Origin of the sequence: Thermus sp. (assembly GCF_039793865.1) — a bacterium.
In the GTDB taxonomy this organism is placed as follows: domain Bacteria; phylum Deinococcota; class Deinococci; order Deinococcales; family Thermaceae; genus Thermus.
This window is the reverse complement of record NZ_JBAMMI010000088.1, coordinates 35,013-49,910: the sequence shown is the minus strand read 5'-3', so window position 1 is coordinate 49,910 and position 14,898 is coordinate 35,013. Positions and strand designations below refer to the sequence as shown.

General features: G+C 69.2%; 12 protein-coding genes, 1 other RNA gene and 1 riboswitch. Of the genes, 8 read left to right on the top strand and 5 right to left on the bottom strand.

The features are described from left to right. Positions 1–58: 58 nt before the first annotated feature. The 5 genes from ABJK26_RS08445 to ssrA all read right to left on the bottom strand — a co-directional run bounded on the left by ABJK26_RS08445 (position 59) and on the right by ssrA (position 5,716). Complete coding sequence (locus ABJK26_RS08445) at positions 59–2,197, bottom strand: vWA domain-containing protein (protein ID WP_347241839.1); 2,139 nt, start codon at positions 2,195–2,197, stop codon at positions 59–61. A gap of 9 nt (positions 2,198–2,206) precedes the next feature. After that, entirely contained in the window at positions 2,207–3,406 is a 1,200-nt protein-coding gene (locus ABJK26_RS08440) for a bifunctional 3,4-dihydroxy-2-butanone-4-phosphate synthase/GTP cyclohydrolase II (RefSeq protein WP_347241838.1), read from the bottom strand. Further along, positions 3,406–3,990, bottom strand: coding sequence for a riboflavin synthase (locus tag ABJK26_RS08435; RefSeq protein WP_347241837.1), 585 nt, complete (start codon positions 3,988–3,990; stop codon positions 3,406–3,408). The genes ABJK26_RS08440 and ABJK26_RS08435 overlap by 1 nt, the downstream gene beginning before the upstream one ends. Further along, positions 3,991–5,124, bottom strand: a complete 1,134-nt coding sequence (gene ribD / locus ABJK26_RS08430) for a bifunctional diaminohydroxyphosphoribosylaminopyrimidine deaminase/5-amino-6-(5-phosphoribosylamino)uracil reductase RibD (protein ID WP_347241836.1) — start codon at positions 5,122–5,124, stop codon at positions 3,991–3,993. A gap of 3 nt (positions 5,125–5,127) precedes the next feature. Continuing rightward, positions 5,128–5,249, bottom strand: a riboswitch (FMN riboswitch). Between the two features lie 93 nt (positions 5,250–5,342). Next, positions 5,343–5,716, bottom strand: a transfer-messenger RNA (tmRNA) gene (gene ssrA / locus ABJK26_RS08425). A gap of 154 nt (positions 5,717–5,870) precedes the next feature. Here ssrA and rimP point away from each other — a divergent pair. The 8 genes from rimP to ABJK26_RS08385 all read left to right on the top strand — a co-directional run bounded on the left by rimP (position 5,871) and on the right by ABJK26_RS08385 (position 14,890). Continuing rightward, positions 5,871–6,296 (top strand): ribosome maturation factor RimP, encoded by a 426-nt coding sequence (gene rimP, locus ABJK26_RS08420; protein ID WP_347241835.1) that lies wholly within the window; start codon positions 5,871–5,873, stop codon positions 6,294–6,296. Between the two features lie 8 nt (positions 6,297–6,304). Continuing rightward, positions 6,305–7,465 carry a transcription termination factor NusA gene (gene nusA, locus ABJK26_RS08415; protein ID WP_347241834.1) on the top strand — a complete coding sequence of 387 codons (1,161 nt, stop codon included), beginning with the start codon at positions 6,305–6,307 and terminating at the stop codon, positions 7,463–7,465. Then, positions 7,462–7,737 carry a YlxR family protein gene (locus ABJK26_RS08410; protein WP_347241833.1) on the top strand — a complete coding sequence of 92 codons (276 nt, stop codon included), beginning with the start codon at positions 7,462–7,464 and terminating at the stop codon, positions 7,735–7,737. Before nusA ends, ABJK26_RS08410 begins: the two co-directional genes overlap by 4 nt. Then, positions 7,706–9,421, top strand: a complete 1,716-nt coding sequence (gene infB / locus ABJK26_RS08405) for a translation initiation factor IF-2 (RefSeq protein ID WP_347241832.1) — start codon at positions 7,706–7,708, stop codon at positions 9,419–9,421. Before ABJK26_RS08410 ends, infB begins: the two co-directional genes overlap by 32 nt. A gap of 8 nt (positions 9,422–9,429) precedes the next feature. Continuing rightward, a complete protein-coding gene (locus ABJK26_RS08400; RefSeq protein ID WP_347241831.1) occupies positions 9,430–9,723 on the top strand; it encodes a hypothetical protein in 294 nt (97 codons plus the stop codon). Positions 9,724–9,835: 112 nt separating this feature from the next. Further along, positions 9,836–12,043 carry a protein translocase subunit SecD gene (gene secD / locus ABJK26_RS08395; RefSeq protein WP_347241830.1) on the top strand — a complete coding sequence of 736 codons (2,208 nt, stop codon included), beginning with the start codon at positions 9,836–9,838 and terminating at the stop codon, positions 12,041–12,043. 47 nt (positions 12,044–12,090) lie between these two features. After that, the gene (lepA, locus tag ABJK26_RS08390) at positions 12,091–13,923 is read left to right on the top strand and encodes a translation elongation factor 4 (protein ID WP_347241829.1); all 1,833 of its coding nucleotides are present in this window, start codon (positions 12,091–12,093) and stop codon (positions 13,921–13,923) included. Then, complete coding sequence (locus tag ABJK26_RS08385; protein WP_347241828.1) at positions 13,907–14,890, top strand: HAMP domain-containing sensor histidine kinase; 984 nt, start codon at positions 13,907–13,909, stop codon at positions 14,888–14,890. Before lepA ends, ABJK26_RS08385 begins: the two co-directional genes overlap by 17 nt. The last annotated feature ends 8 nt before the right edge of the window (positions 14,891–14,898 follow it).

Here is a 14,898-nt window from a genome sequence, read left to right as displayed (position 1 = left end):
GGGCCGCCCTCACCTCCTGGGCCAGGCGGCGGTTTTCCTCCTCGGCCCTTTGCAGGTCTTAGCCCAAAGGGCCCTCCCCCGTTGTGCCCCGGTTCCGGCGGGCCTCGAGGGCCCGCTCCCCCAGGAAGAGGAGGAGGGCGAGGCCCAGGAGGTAGGGCCTCAAGGGGAGGTCCACCGGGGCCCTTGCGGGGAGCTCCTCCGGGGAAAGGAGCCTCCCCCCCGAGGCCTCGGCCAGGGCCTGAAGGAGGGCCTTCCCGTCCCGGGGGGTCCACTCCCCGGGCAGGGGAAGGGGGAGGGGGAGGCGGCGCTTTCCGTCCAGGAGAACCCCCGGCTCCTCCAGGTGGAGCTCGTACCGCAGGGGCCCCGAGGGAAGGGGCGGCACCTCCTTCCCCCCGGCGAGGACCACGGGGCGCTCCAGCCCTCCAAGGAGGACCACCCTGACCCCCTTGCCCTCGGGGTAGGCGTAGAGGGCGAGGGCCCGCCTCGCCCCCGCAAGCCAGCGGGCAAGCCCCCCGAGGAAGGCCGAGGCCCCGGGGAAGTCCCGCCAGGAGCGGGAGAGGTCCGTGGCTAAGGCCGCCACCCGCCCCTCCCCCCGCTCCCCGATGGCGAGGACGGCCCGCTCGCCGCTTTGGAGGAGCACCTCGGCCCAGGGCTCGGCCCTTGCGGGGAGGAGGACGGAAAGGGGGGGAAAGCGGAAGCCCTCGGTGAGGGGGTGGGGCCTCGCCTCCACGGGAAACCGCCCCTCCAGGCCCTCCCCCCGGAAGACCTCCTGGCCCTCCTTGAGGAAGAGGCGGGGAAGCTCCCTGGGGGAGGCCGCCCGGTAAAACCGCCCCCCGCCCCTCCGGGCGAGCTCCTGCAGGAAGGGGAGATCGGCGTCTTCGCCCAGGGCCAGGGCGCTCACCTCCACCCCGGAGGTCTGGGCGAGGTCCAGGATGGGCTCCTTGGCATCGGCGACCAGGCCATCGGTGAGGACCAAAACCGCCTTCCGCCCCCCGGGCACCCCCTCTAGGAGGCGCACCGCCTCCCGGAAGCCCCCCCCGAGGACCGTCCCGCCCCCCGCCCTTAGAGAGAGGAGGAGGCTTGCCGCCTCCTTTTTGACCTGGGCGGTCATGGGCCTTGGGGGGAAGAGGACCCGGTGGCTCGAGGCGAAGACCACCACCCCCAGGCGGTCCTCGGGGGCGGCGCTTTCCACCAGGGCCAAGGCCCCGGCCACCGCCATGGAAAGCTTCTCCCCCTCCATGCTCCCGGAGACGTCCAGGACCAGGACCAAGGCCGCCCCCTCCCGGCCTAAAGGCTTCAGGGGAAGCTCTTCGGGGAGCGCCCGGTCCCACCCCCCGAAGAAGAGGCCCTTGGGGGTGGCGGTGAAGAGGAGGCCTCCCCCCTGGCGGAGGAAGCCCCGGAGGGCCTCCGGGGCCCCCTCGGGGAGGTCCAAAACCCCCGCGCCCACCACCACTAGATCGGCCTCCAGGGGAAGCCTGAAGCCCTCCTCCACCTGGAAGCCCTGGGCCTCGAGGTAGCGGGCCGTGGCCGGGTCCCCGAGCACCAGGGCCCGCGCCCGGTCGGCGGGGGCCACTTCCACCTCCGCCTCGCTCCTTCCCCAAGGGCCCTCCGCTGCCGCCCGCACCCCTGCCTTCTCCGTGAGGGGAAAGGTGTAGACGAGGGCCCGCCTCCCCTCCACCCTCAAGGCGCGCTCCAGGACCCCCCCAGGCCCCTCCACCCGGAGCCTGGCCTCCGCCGGAAGAGGGGCTTCCAGCACCACCCCTACCCCCACGGTCTCCCCGTAGAGGGGGTAGGCGGGAGGGACGAGGCGCACCGCCACGTGGGCCTTCGGGGGGACGTAGAGGGCATCCAGGGGAAAGGACGGGGGAACGGGCTCCAAAAGCCCGTCGGAGACCAGGACCACCCGGGCGGGGTTCAGCCGCTTGGCCTCGGCGAAGGCCGCCCTGAGATCGGTTTTCTCCCCGAGGTCCAGCCGCCGGGCCGTGGGCGAGGGCAGGGTGGCCGCCCGCTCGGCGAAGGCCACGTACACCGCGTCCTTGGGAAGCCTCGAGGCCAGGGCGAAGACCGCCTCCCGGGCGGAAGGGGAAAAGTCCAGGAGGTAGACCACCCGGCCCGGCAAGGGCCACCTCAGGTCCAGAAAGGCGAGGAAGAGGAGCAGGAGGAGGGCGGCCCTCAGAAGCCCGAGGCGCTGGGGCATGCCCCCATGCTAGTCCATCCAGTGCCCGAGCTTCTCCTTCTTGGCCTGGAGGTAGCGCTCGTTGTGGGGGTTGTCCCCGGCCCTAAGGGGGAGGCGCTCCACGATCTCTATGCCGAAGCCGGAGAGGGCCTTCACCTTCCTCGGGTTGTTGGTGAGGAGGCGCATCTTCCGCACCCCGAGGTCGTAGAGGATCTGGGCCCCCACCCCGTAGTCCCGGAGGTCCGGGGGAAAGCCCAGGGCCAGGTTGGCCTCCACCGTGTCCAGGCCCTGGTCCTGGAGGTGGTAGGCCTTGATCTTGTTCACCAGGCCGATCCCCCTTCCCTCCTGCCTAAGGTAGACCAAGACCCCCTTCCCCTCCTCGGCGATCCTCTCCAGGGCTAGGTCCCGCTGGAAGCCGCAGTCGCAGCGCAGGGAGTGGAGGGCGTCCCCGGTGAGGCACTCGGAGTGCATGCGCACGAGGACGGGCTCCTCCGGCCCCCAGCTTCCCATGACCAAGGCGGCGTGCTCCTCCCCCGTGAGGGTGTCCCGGTAGGCCAGGATGCGGAACTCCCCGAAGCGGGTGGGGAGGAGGGCCTCCGCCTCCCGCCGCACGTAGAGGTCCCCCTTCTCCAGGCGGTAGCGGATGAGGTCGGCGATGGTGCCCACCTTGAGGCCGTGCCTCTGGGCGAAGGCCAGGAGGTCCGGCAGGCGGGCCATGGTGCCGTCCTCCTTGAGGATCTCAATGAGGCTCCCCACCGGGGTGAGCCCGGCGAGGCGGAGGAGGTCCACCGTGGCCTCGGTGTGCCCGGCGCGGCGCAAGACCCCGCCCGGCCTCGCCACCAGGGGGAAGACGTGCCCCGGGCGGCGGAAGTCCTGGGCCGTGGCCTCGGGGTCGGCGAGGAGCCTGATGGTGGCCGCCCGCTCAAAGGCGCTGATCCCCGTGGTGGTGCCCCGGGCGTCCACGCTCACGGTGAAGCGGGTCCCCTGGGGGTCCTGGTTCCTTTCCACCATGAGGGGAAGGTCCAGGGCCTTGGCCCTTTCCTCCGTGAGGGCCACGCAGAGGAGGCCCCGGCACTCCTTGAGCATGAAGTTCACCCACTCCGGGGTCACGTGCTCCGCCGCCATGATGAGGTCGCCCTCGTTCTCCCGGTCCTCGTCGTCCACCAGGATCACGGGGCGGCCCGCCCTTAGCTCCTCCAGAAGTTCCTTGACGCTGGCGATCCCTTCCATCACGCTCTCCCAAGAAGCCTGGCCACGTAGCGGGCGATGAGGTCCACCTCGAGGTTCACCCCGTCCCCCACCCGAAGCCTCCCCAGGTTGGTGACCTCGAGGGTGTGGGGGATGAGGGTCACCCAGAAGGCCTCCCCCATAAGCCCCGCCACCGTGAGGGAGACCCCGTTTAGGGCCACGCTCCCCTTCTCGGCGATGTAGGGGGCAAGCCCCTCGGGGGGAAGGAAGTAGAAGTCCTTGGCCCCCGGGGCCTCGCGCACCTCCACAAGCCTCGCCACCCCGTCCACGTGCCCGGTGACGAAGTGCCCCCCAAGCCGGTCCCCCACCTTTAGGGCCCTTTCCAGGTTGGGCCGGTGCCCCACCCGCCAGGTGGGGGCGGTGCGGCGCAGGGTCTCCCGGGCGAGCTCCACCCAAAAGCCCCCCTCCTCCACCCCAACCGCCGTGAGGCAGGCCCCGTCCACGGCCACGGAGTCCCCCACCTTCAGGTCCTCAAGCACCTTGCGGGCGGCGATGTGGACCCTAAGGAAGGGCCCTTCCTCCACCTTCAGGATCTCCCCGGTCTCCTCCACGAGTCCCGTGAACATCTACTCCTCCGGGTAGGCCTCGAGCCAGAGGTCCTCCCCAAGCCACTCCCTACGGGCCAAGCGGAGGCGCAGGGCCTCCGCCACCCGCTCCGCCCCGAAGCCCTCGGCCAGCCCCCTCCCCTCCCCCAGGATCCGGGGGGCGAGGAAGAGGGCAAGCTTGTCCACTAAGCCCCTTTCCAGAAAGGCCCCGGCGAGCCTCGGGCCCCCCTCCAGGAGCACCCCGTCCACCCCCTCCTCCAGGAGGAAGGCGAGGGCCCCCTCCGGGCTCACCCGCCCCCCCTCCCGGGGGAGGGCCACCACCCGGGCCCCGGCCTCCTCCAGGGCCGCGACCCGTGCCCTCGGGGCCCCCTCCCCCACGAAGACCAGGACCCGGGCGGCCTCCCCCCTCGGCCCCCTCTGGAAGAGGCGGGCCGTGGGGGGGGTTCGGGCCTCGGTGTCCAGGACCACCTTGAGGGGGTCGCGGAGGGGCGGGGGCTCCACCATGAGGGGGAAGGGGCGGAAGTCGGGATGGCGCACGGTGAGGGCGGGGTCGTCCTGGAGCACCGTCCCCACCCCCACCATCACGGCGGGGAGCCACTGCCGGTAGGCGTGGGCCACGCGGCGGCTCGCCTCGGAGGTGATCCAGCGGGCGTCCCCCGAGGGGGCGGCCACCTTCCCATCCAGGGTGAGGGCCGCCTTGAGGAGGACGAAGGGCAGGCCCTTTCTCTGCACGGCGAAGAAGACCTCGTTCTGGGCCCGGGCCTCGGCCTCCAGAAGGCCCCACTCCACCTCCACCCCCGCCTTTCGCAGGCGCTCCAGCCCCCCCTTGGCCACGGGGTTTTCCTCCCGGGCCGCCACCACCACCCGGGAAACCCCCGCCTCTAGGAGGGCGAGGGAGCAGGGGGGGGTGCGGCCGAAGTGGTCGCAGGGCTCGAGGGTCACGTAGGCCGTGGCCCCCCGGGCAAGCTCCCCCGCCTCCCGCAGCGCATAGACCTCGGCGTGGGGCTCCCCCGCCTTCGGGTGGAACCCCTCGCCCACGATCCGCCCCTCCCGAACCAGGACCGCCCCCACCAGGGGGTTGGGGCTGGTGTGGCCCCGGGCGCGTTCGGCAAGCTGAAAGGCCCTTCTAAGAAAGCGCTCGTCTAGGTCGCGCAAGTGGCCCTCCTTCTCCCATCCGGACTCTCACCGTCGGCCCCGGAGTTCCACCGGGTCGGGCCCCTTTAGGGGCTTCGCGGGCTTTCACCGCCGGTGGGGACTTCCACCCCGCCCCGAAGGAGGTGCTCAAGGCACCAGCTCCACTCTAGCAGGTTCCCTGGGGGACATATCTACCCCGGCTACACCCAAGGGAAAAGGGCGCCCGAAGGCGCCCCTTCTGGTGGAGGTGGGGGGAGTTGAACCCCCGTCCGAAAGTCCCTACGGCGGGCTTCTACGCGCGTAGTCCGCGTTTGGGGTGTCCTCCCGGCTTGGCCCGCGGACGGGCGGCCAGGAGCGAGCCCTCTTGGGGTTTCGCCCGGGGTTAGAGGGCGTGGCCCCGGGCTAGCCGGGTTTGTGTCCCCGCTTCCGGTGAGCCCCCGGCGGGGCTACCGGGCGGGGTCGCGGTCATTAAGCCGCGAGAGCGTAGTTGGTGTTGGCAGTTATGCCGTTGCGGGTTTTTACGGTCACGCCCTTTTGGGCGTACCTACGAGGCCACCCGCACCTCGGCGCGCAGCCACGCCTTCGGCGACCCCCGTCGAGACCGTTCACCCCCACGAGGCCGGGTTCGGACCGGCAAGCTTGAGTGTAGCAGGCTAAAGGGGTTGTAGTCAAGGGGCCCTTGGGTGTAAACTGGGGGCAGTGCTCCCAAGGGAGGGGGGTGGGTGGAAGCCCACCCTTCCTTTGTGAAGGGAGGTGGGGAGGTGTCCGTGGACCTTTGGCGGTTGGTGGAAGAGGCGGTGGAGCCCCTGGACCTCGAGGTCCTGGAGGTCAGGGAGGCCCCCGGGGAGGTTTTGGTGCGGCTTGAGCGCAAGGACGAGCGGCCCATCCGCGTGGCCGAGCTGGAAGCGGCGAGCCGCGCCATAGAGGCGGTCCTGGACCGGGAAGACCCCATCCCGGGAAGCTACCGCCTCCTGGTGGAGTCGCCCGGGCCCAAAAGGCCCCTCTTCACCCGCCGCCACTTTGAGCGCTTCCAGGGCCTCAAGGCCAAGGTGCCGGGGCCTGGGGGGTTCGTGGGGCGCATCCTCCGGGTGGAGGAGGACGAGGTGGTCTTCCAGGTAGGGCAGGAGGAAAAGCGCCTCAGGATCGGCACCTTCCGCGCCAACCTCGCCGAGTGGCCCGAGGAGCCGAGATAGGAGGGAGGATGAACCGGGATTTCGTACAAGCCATGCAGCAGCTGGCCCTGGAACGGGGCGTGTCCACCGAGGAGATCCTCGAGGCCTTCAAGGAAGCCCTGCGCAAGGCCTACATAAAAAGACAAAAAGGGTACAAAAAGGAGGAGATGGAGGCCGGCAAGGGGCCCGAGGTGGACGTTTACATTGATCCCCAGACGGGCCGCATTGAGATGGTGGAGGTCCGCCGGGTGGTGGACAAGGTGGAGGACCCCGACAAGGAGATCGCCCTGGCCGAGGCCCTGGAGTACGATCCCGAGGTCCAGGTGGGGGACGAGATGGAGTTCCCCATCAACCCGGAGGAGCTCTCCCGCATGGCCATCCAGGACCTGCGGCAGATCCTCACCCAGCGCCTCAAGGAGGCGGAGCGCAACCGCATCTACAACGAGTACAGGGACAAGGAGGGCCAAGTCCTCACCGGGGTGGTGACCCGGGTGGACAACCGGGGAAACGTCTTCGTGGACCTGGGCCGGGGGGAGGCCTACCTGCCCAAGAGCGAGCAGATCCCCACCGAGCGCTACTACCCCGGCCAGCGCCTCAAGGTCTACCTCAAGAAGGTGGACCGCTCCGCCAAGGGCCCCTCCCTCATCGTGAGCCGGGCCCACGAGGAGCTTTTGAAGTACCTCCTCAAGCAGGAGGTGCCCGAGATCGCCGAGGGCATCGTGGAGATCAAGGCCATCGCCCGGGAGCCGGGGCGGCGGAGCAAGGTGGCGGTGATGAGCCACAACCCCAACGTGGACCCCATCGGGGCCTGCATCGGGCACAAGGGGCAGAGGATCCAGGCGGTCTCCGCCGAGCTTGGGCGGGAGAAGGTGGACATCATCCTCTGGTCCAAGGACCCCAAGGAGTTCATCCGAAACGCCCTCTCCCCCGCCCAGGTGGGCTCCATTGAGCTGGACCCCGAAACCAAGAAGGCCAAGGTGAAGGTCACCAAGGACCAGCACTCCCTGGCCATCGGCACCGGCGGCCAGAACGTTCGCCTGGCCTCCAAGCTCACCGGCTACGACATCCACTTTGAGGAGACGGAGATCTCCGACCTGGACGAGGCCATCCGCAAAGCCGCCCAGGAGGAGGCCGAGGCCCAAAGCCGGGCCAAGGAGGAGTTTGAGAAGCTCTTCCGGGACCTCGGATGAGGCACGTCCCCCTGCGCATGTGCGTGGCCTGCCGCAAGAGGCGGCCCAAGGGGGAGCTTCTGCGCATCCTCTTAACGGAAAGCGGGTTCCAGCTGGACCCCACGGGCAAGCTCCCGGGCCGGGGGGCCTATGTCTGCCCCGACAACCCGGAGTGCTGGACGGAAAAAAGGCTCCGGCGCTTCGCCGGAGGCCGGGCCAAGGCGCTTTCCGAAGCCCTTGTGGCCCGCTTAGGAGGTAAGGATGGCCAAGATACGCATCTACCAGCTGGCTAAAGAGCTGGGCATGACCAACGAGGAGCTTTTGGAGCTCCTGGACCAGATGGGGGTGGCCTACAAGTCCCACGCCTCCACCCTCACCGAAGAGGACGCCGAGGCGGTGCGGGAGCTCGTCAAGGAGCAACGGGGACTCCAGGAGAAGCTCGCCGAGGAAGAGCGCCGGAAAAGCCTCCCAAGGCGCCCTCCCGTGGTGGTCATCATGGGCCACGTGGACCACGGGAAAACCACCCTCCTGGACTACCTCCGCAAAAGCCGGATCGCCGAGAAGGAGGCCGGGGGGATCACCCAGCACGTGGGCGCCTTTGAGGTGAAGACGCCCCAGGGCACCGTGGTCTTCATAGACACCCCGGGGCACGAGGCCTTCACCACCATAAGGCAGCGGGGAGCGAGGGTGGCAGACATCGCCGTCATCGTCATCGCCGCCGACGACGGCATCATGCCCCAGACGGAGGAGGCCATCGCCCACGCCAAGGCGGCCGGGGCCAAGATGATCTTCGCCATCAACAAGATGGACCTGCCCCAAGCGGACCCCGAGAAGGTGAAGCGCCAGCTCATGGAGCGGGGCTTCGTCCCCGAGGAATATGGGGGCGACGCCATCGTGGTGCCCATCAGCGCCAAGACGGGGCAGGGGGTGGGAGACCTCCTGGACATGATCCTCCTCCTCGCGGAGCTCGAGGACTACCGGGCAGACCCGAACGCCGAGCCCAAGGGGGTGATCCTGGAGTCCAAGCTGGACAAGCAGGCCGGGGTCATCGCCAACATGCTGGTGCAGCAAGGAACCTTCCGCGTGGGAGACTACGTGGTGGCGGGCGAGGTCTATGGGCGGATCCGGGCCATGATGGACGCCGACGGCAACCAGCGCAAGGAGGCGGGGCCGGGAAGCGCGGTGCAGGTCCTGGGCTTCCAGGAACTCCCCCACGCCGGAGACGTGGTGGAGTGGGTGCCGGACCTCGAGGCCGCCAAGGAGATCGCCGAGGAGCGGAAGGAGGAGAGGCGGGCCAGGGAGGAAGCGGAGAAGGAGCGCCGCCCCAAGACCATGGCCGACCTCCTGAGGAGTCTCCAGGAGGAGGGCAAAAAGGAGGTGAACCTCATCCTCCGGGCCGACACCCAGGGCTCCCTCGAGGCCATCCAGCACATCCTGGCCCGGGAGAGCGCCGAGGACGTGAAGATCAACGTGCTCCTGGCCCAGGTGGGGGCCCCCACGGAGTCCGACGTCCTCCTGGCCCAGACGGCGAACGCGGCCATCCTGGCCTTCGGGGTGAACCCCCCGGGCGCGGTGAAGAAGAAGGCCGAGGAAAAGGGGGTCCTCCTCAAGACCTTCCGCATCATCTACGACCTCATTGACGAGGTGCGGAGCATGGTGCGGGGGCAGAGGGAGCCCCAGTACAAGGAGGAGGTCCTGGGCCGGGCCGAGGTGCGGGCCATCTTCCGCCTGCCCACGGGCAAGCAGGTGGCGGGGTGCATGGTCCTCCAGGGCCGGATTCCCCGGAACGCCGAGGTGCGGGTCCTGCGCAAGGGGGAGGAGATCTGGCGGGGGCGCATCGCCAGCCTCAAGCGCTTCAAGGAGGACGTGCGGGAGGTGGCCCAGGGGTACGAGTGCGGCCTGGGCCTCGAGGGCTTTGACGCCTTCCAGGAAGGGGACATCGTGGAGGCCTTCCAGATGGTGGAGGTGCCCGCCTAGGAGGAGGGGTGCTTCGGGGAAGCGCGGCGCTCTTGGGGGCCTTCGCCCTCTTCCTTCAGGGGGTGTTTCTCCCCTCTCCCCGGGCCAAGGCGGAGGCGGGTCTGGCCTCGGGGAGCGCGGCGGTGGTCCTCAAGGAGGACCGCACCCCTTCCCTCCCCCTTCTCCTCCTTTCGGCCAAGGCGGAAAGGGGCCTCGCTCAGGCCCTGGGGGCCAGGGTCCTCGCTTCCGCTCCCCCTAAAGCCCCCACCCCTGGGAGGCCCCTTTACCTCCTCTTCCGCCGCCTGCAGCTGGAGGGGGGCTAAGCGCCCCACGCCGGTTGGAAGGCCTCAAAAGACCCTAGGCCAAGAGCCCTTAGCTAAGGCCAAGCGGGTCCGTTCCTGACCCGCTTGCGCCAGGAGGAAAAGGAGTTCGGTTATGAACCGCAAGTGGACCACAGAAATCTTTCTTCTCGCCCTCTTCCTGGGGGCTTTGCTCCTCGTCTGGAAGCCGTGGGCCCCCCAGGAGCCCAAGATCCGACTCGGGTTGGACCTCAAAGGAGGGTTGCGCGTCCTCCTCGAGGCCGATGTGGAAAACCCCACCCCCGACGACCTGGAAAAGGCCCGGGCCGTCCTGGAAAACCGCATCAACGCCCTGGGAGTAGCCGAGCCCCTCATCCAGATCCAGGGGCAAAGGCGCATCGTGGTGGAGCTCCCTGGCCTCTCCCAGGCGGACCAGGACCGGGCCCTCAAGCTCATCGGCCAGCGGGCGGTGCTGGAGTTCCGCATCCTTAAGGACGGGGCCACCGGCACCACCGTGGCCCAGATCAACCAGGCCCTAAGGGAGAACCCCCGCCTCAAGCGGGAGGACCTGGAGAAGGACCTCATCAAGCCCGAGGACCTCGGCCCGCCCCTCCTCACCGGGGCGGACCTGGCCGACGCCCGGGCGGTCTTCGATCAGTTCGGCCGCCCCCAGGTGGCCCTCACCTTCACCCCGGAAGGGGCCAAGAAGTTTGAGGAGGTCACGCGGCAAAACGTGGGCAAGCGGCTCGCCATCATTTTGGACGGCAAGGTCTACACCGCTCCCGTGATCCGCCAGGCCATCACCGGGGGGCAGGCGGTCATAGAGGGGCTCTCGGGCCTCGAGGAGGCCAGCGAGATCGCCCTCGTCCTCCGCTCGGGCGCCCTGCCCGTCCCCCTCAAGGTGGCGGAGATCCGGGCCATCGGCCCCACCCTGGGCCAGGACGCCATCCAGGCGGGGATCCGCTCCGCCCTCATCGGCACCCTGGCCATCTTCCTCCTCATCTTCGCCTACTACGGCCTCCACCTGGGCCTCGTGGCTTCTTTGGGCCTCATCTACACCTCAGTGCTCATCCTGGGCCTCCTCTCGGGCCTTGGGGCCACCCTGACCCTCCCGGGCATCGCCGGCCTCGTGCTCACCCTGGGGGCGGCGGTGGACGGAAACGTGCTCTCCTTTGAGCGGATCAAGGAGGAGCTCAGGGCCGGGAAAAAGTTCCGCCAGGCCATCCCCGAGGGCTTCCGCCACTCCACCCTCACCATCCTGGACGTGAACATCGCCCACCTCCTGGCGGCGGCCGCCCTTTACCAGTACGCCACCGGGCCCGTGCGGGGCTTCGCCGTGGCCCTGGCCATCGGGGTGGTGACCAGCGTCTTCTCCAACCTGGTCTTCAGCCGCTACCTCCTGGACTGGATCGGGGAAAGGCGCGAGGTCCGGCCCCCCATGTGGCTCGTGGACCCCAAGATCAACTTCATGGGGCCCGCCCGCTACATCACCCTGAGCTCCATCCTCATCGCCCTCCTCTCGGGGGGCCTGGTCCTCACCAAGGGCTTCAACTACAGCATTGACTTCACCGGGGGCACCGCCTTCACCCTAAGGGCCTCCCCAGAAACGGGCGTGGACACCCTGAGGGGCTTCCTGGAGGCGAAGGGGTTCCCCGGCCGCGAGGCGGTCATCACCCAGGTCCAGGCCCCCACCTCCAGCTACAAGGAGTTCTCCCTGAAGCTCCCTCCCCTGCCCGACGCCAAGCGCCTGGAGCTCGAGGCCCTGCTGGCTAGGGAGCTCAAGGCCCAGGTGCTGAGCTCCGAGACCGTGGGGCCCGCCGTGGGCCAGGAGCTGAGGCGGAACGCCCTCATGGCGGTGCTGGTGGGGCTCGGCCTCATCCTCATCTACATGGCCTTCCGCTTTGACTGGACCTTCGGGGTGGCCAACGTCCTCGCGGTGGCCCACGACGTGGCCATCGTGGCGGGGATGTACAGCCTCCTGGGCCTGGAGTTCTCCATCTCCACCATCGCCGCCCTCCTCACCATCGTAGGCTACTCGGTGAACGACTCCATCGTGGTCTCGGACCGCATCCGGGAGAACCAGAAGCTCCTCCGGGGGCTTCCCTACGCCGAGCTCGTCAACCGCTCCATCAACCAGACCCTTTCCCGGACGGTGATGACGAGCCTCACCACCCTCCTCCCCATCCTCGCCCTCCTCTTCCTGGGGGGAAGCGTGCTCCGGGACTTCGCCCTGGCCATCTTCGTGGGCATCTTCGTGGGGACCTACAGCTCCATCTACGTGGTGAGCGCCCTGGTGGTCTTCTGGAAGCAGTTGCGGAAAGGACGGGACCAGAAGGCCGCTTAAGGCGCCGGCCCCAGGGCCGCTTGACTTTGCCCGAAGGAGCCCGGAGGATGGTAAGGATGGACCTAAGCCGCATCCGCAACTTCTCCATCATTGCCCATGTGGACCACGGCAAGTCCACCCTGGCCGACCGCATCCTGCAAATGACCCACGCGGTGAGCGAGCGGGAGATGCGGGAGCAGTTTCTGGACTCCTTAGAGCTTGAGCGGGAGCGGGGCATCACCATCAAGGCCAGCGCGGTGCGGGTACGCTACCGGGCCAAGGACGGGGAGGAGTACACCTTCCACCTCATTGACACCCCGGGGCACGTGGACTTCACCTACGAGGTCTCCCGGGCCCTGGCGGCGGTGGAGGGGGTGCTTCTCGTGGTGGACGCGAGCCAGGGGGTGGAGGCGGAGACCCTGGCCAAGTTCTACATGGCCTTAGAGCACGGGCACGTGATCATCCCGGTGATCAACAAGATAGACCTCCCCAACGCCCGCCCCCTGGAGGTGGCCCTGGAGCTGGAAGAGGTCTTGGGCCTCCCCGCCGACGAGGCCATCTTCGCCTCGGGGAAGACGGGGGAGGGGGTGGAGGAGATCCTCGAGGCCATCGTGAAGCGCATCCCGCCCCCCAAGGGGGACCCCGAGGCCCCCCTGAAGGCCCTCATCTTTGACTCCGTGTACGACGCCTACCAGGGGGTGATCCCCTACCTCCGCCTCTTTGAGGGCAGGGTGCGGCCCGGGGACCGGATCCGGGTCTACTCCACGGGCAAGGAGTTCACCGTGGACAAGGTGGGGGTCTTCACCCCCCAGGGCCTCGTGCCCACGGAAGCCCTTTCCGCCGGGGAGGTGGGCTGGCTCGTGGCCGCCATCCGGGACATCCACGACGTCCAGGTGGGGGACACCCTCACCCTGGCGGACCGCCCCACCCCCTCCCCCTACCCCGGCTTCCGCCCGGCCAAGCCCGTGGTCTTCGCCGGGCTTTACCCCGTGGACTCGGGGGACTACGGGAAGCTCCGGGACGCCCTGGAGAAGCTGAAGCTCAACGACGCCGCCCTCACCTTTGAGCCCGAGTCCTCCACCGCCTTGGGCTTCGGCTTCCGCTGTGGCTTCCTCGGCCTCCTCCACGCCGAGATCGTCCAGGAGAGGCTGGAGAGGGAGTTCGGCCTCTCCCTCATCGCCACCGCCCCGAGCGTGGTCTACCGGGTGCGGCTCAAAGACGGCTCCGAGCAGGAGGTCCTAAACCCCGCCGACCTCCCCGACCCCACGCGGATTGAGGAGATCCTGGAGCCCTACGTGAAGCTCACCGTCTTCACCCCCGAGGAGTACGTGGGAAGCATCATGCAACTCCTCCAGGAGAAGCGGGGCAGGCTCCTCAACATGACCTACCTCCCCGGGGCCCAGAGGCGGGTGGAGCTCGTCTACGAGGTCCCCTTCGCCGAGATCCTCTACGACTTCCACGACCGCCTCAAAAGCCTCTCCCGGGGCTACGCCTCCATGGACTACGAGCAGGCGGGCTACCGGCCCGGGGACCTGGTGAAGGTGAACGTCCTGGTGCACGGGGAGCCCGTGGACGCCCTCACCTTCATCGCCCACCGGGAGAAGGCCTACGCCATGGCCCGGACCATCGTGGACAAGCTGGCCGAGGTCATCCCCAGGCAGCTCTTTGAGGTGCCCATCCAGGCGGCCATCGGGGGGAAGATCATCGCCCGGGCCACGGTGAAGGCCCTGAGGAAGGACGTCCTCGCCAAGTGCTACGGCGGGGACGTGACCCGGAAGAAGAAGCTATTGGAGAAGCAGAAAGAGGGGAAGAAGCGGCTCAAGGCCATCGGCAAGGTGGAGGTGCCCCAGGAGGCCTTCCTGGCGGTGCTCTCGGCGGGTCGGGATGAGCCTAAGGGCTAGGCTCGCCCTGGTCATCGCCCTCCTCGCCTTCCTGCCCAACCTGGCCCTGGCCCTCCTCCTGGGCTTCCTGGGCGGGGGCCCGTGGCCCTCCCTCCTCCTCTGGCTCGCCCTTTTGGCCTCGGTCTCGGCCCTGGTGGGCTACCTCCTGGCCCAAAGCCTCCTCAGGCCCCTCGAGGAGCTTACCCGGGCCCTGGCCTACCTCTCCTTGCGGGAGGGGCCGGTGAGCGCCCTGAGGCTCCCCTCCCCCAAGGAGCCTCCCCCGCGCGAGGTGGCCGAGCTGAGGCGGCGCTTCGCCGAGCTTTTGGAGCGGATTGGCGAGCTCCAGGAGGCCAGGGAGGCCTTCTATGCCGCCTTGGCCCACGACCTCAAGACCCCGCTCCTTTCCGCCCTGCGCCTACTGGACTACCTGGAGAGGGCGGACGATCTGGGAAAGGAGCGGCGCATCGCCCTCCTCCGCGCCCTCAAGGAGGAGCTTTCCCGGGGCTACCGCCTCACGGAAAACCTCCTCGCCCTGGCCCGCCTCGAGGCCCGCCCCCCCCAGCGGGAGACCCTGAACCTGCGGGCCCTGGCCGAGGACCTCCTCCTGCGCTACCGGGAGGAGGCCGAAAGGCGGGGGCTCCGCCTGGAGGTGGAGGGGGCGGGGCTTGCCCGGGGGGAGAGGCTTCTCTTGGAAAGGGCGCTCGCTAACCTCTTGGAAAACGCCCTGCGCCACGCTAAAAGCCGGGTGCGGGTGCGGGTGGAGGAGGGCGCTTTGCAGGTGGAAGACGACGGCCCTGGCCTCCCCCTGCCCCTGGAAGCCTTAGCGCGGCCTTTCCGCCAGGGGGAAGGCCCTCGGGGAAGCTCCGGGCTTGGCCTCTACACCGCAAAAAGGGTGGCCGAGGCCCAGGGAGGACGGCTTACCTCGGGCCCAAGCCTCCTGGGCGGGGCCTCCTTGCGCCTGGAACTCCCCCCCGGCGCCTCCCTTTAAGCGCCCAG

Bases quoted from the DNA above. Each gene is read 5' to 3' on its own strand.
- infB (WP_347241832.1), top strand. From the start codon at position 7,706: ATGGCCAAGATACGCATCTACCAGCTGGCTAAAGAGCTGGGCATGACC.
- ABJK26_RS08410 (WP_347241833.1), top strand. From the start codon at position 7,462: ATGAGGCACGTCCCCCTGCGCATGTGCGTGGCCTGCCGCAAGAGGCGG.
- ABJK26_RS08445 (WP_347241839.1), bottom strand. From the start codon at position 2,197: ATGCCCCAGCGCCTCGGGCTTCTGAGGGCCGCCCTCCTCCTGCTCCTC.
- nusA (WP_347241834.1), top strand. From the start codon at position 6,305: ATGAACCGGGATTTCGTACAAGCCATGCAGCAGCTGGCCCTGGAACGG.
- ABJK26_RS08385 (WP_347241828.1), top strand. From the start codon at position 13,907: ATGAGCCTAAGGGCTAGGCTCGCCCTGGTCATCGCCCTCCTCGCCTTC.
- lepA (WP_347241829.1), top strand. From the start codon at position 12,091: ATGGTAAGGATGGACCTAAGCCGCATCCGCAACTTCTCCATCATTGCC.
- ABJK26_RS08435 (WP_347241837.1), bottom strand. From the start codon at position 3,990: ATGTTCACGGGACTCGTGGAGGAGACCGGGGAGATCCTGAAGGTGGAG.
- secD (WP_347241830.1), top strand. From the start codon at position 9,836: ATGAACCGCAAGTGGACCACAGAAATCTTTCTTCTCGCCCTCTTCCTG.
- ABJK26_RS08440 (WP_347241838.1), bottom strand. From the start codon at position 3,406: ATGGAAGGGATCGCCAGCGTCAAGGAACTTCTGGAGGAGCTAAGGGCG.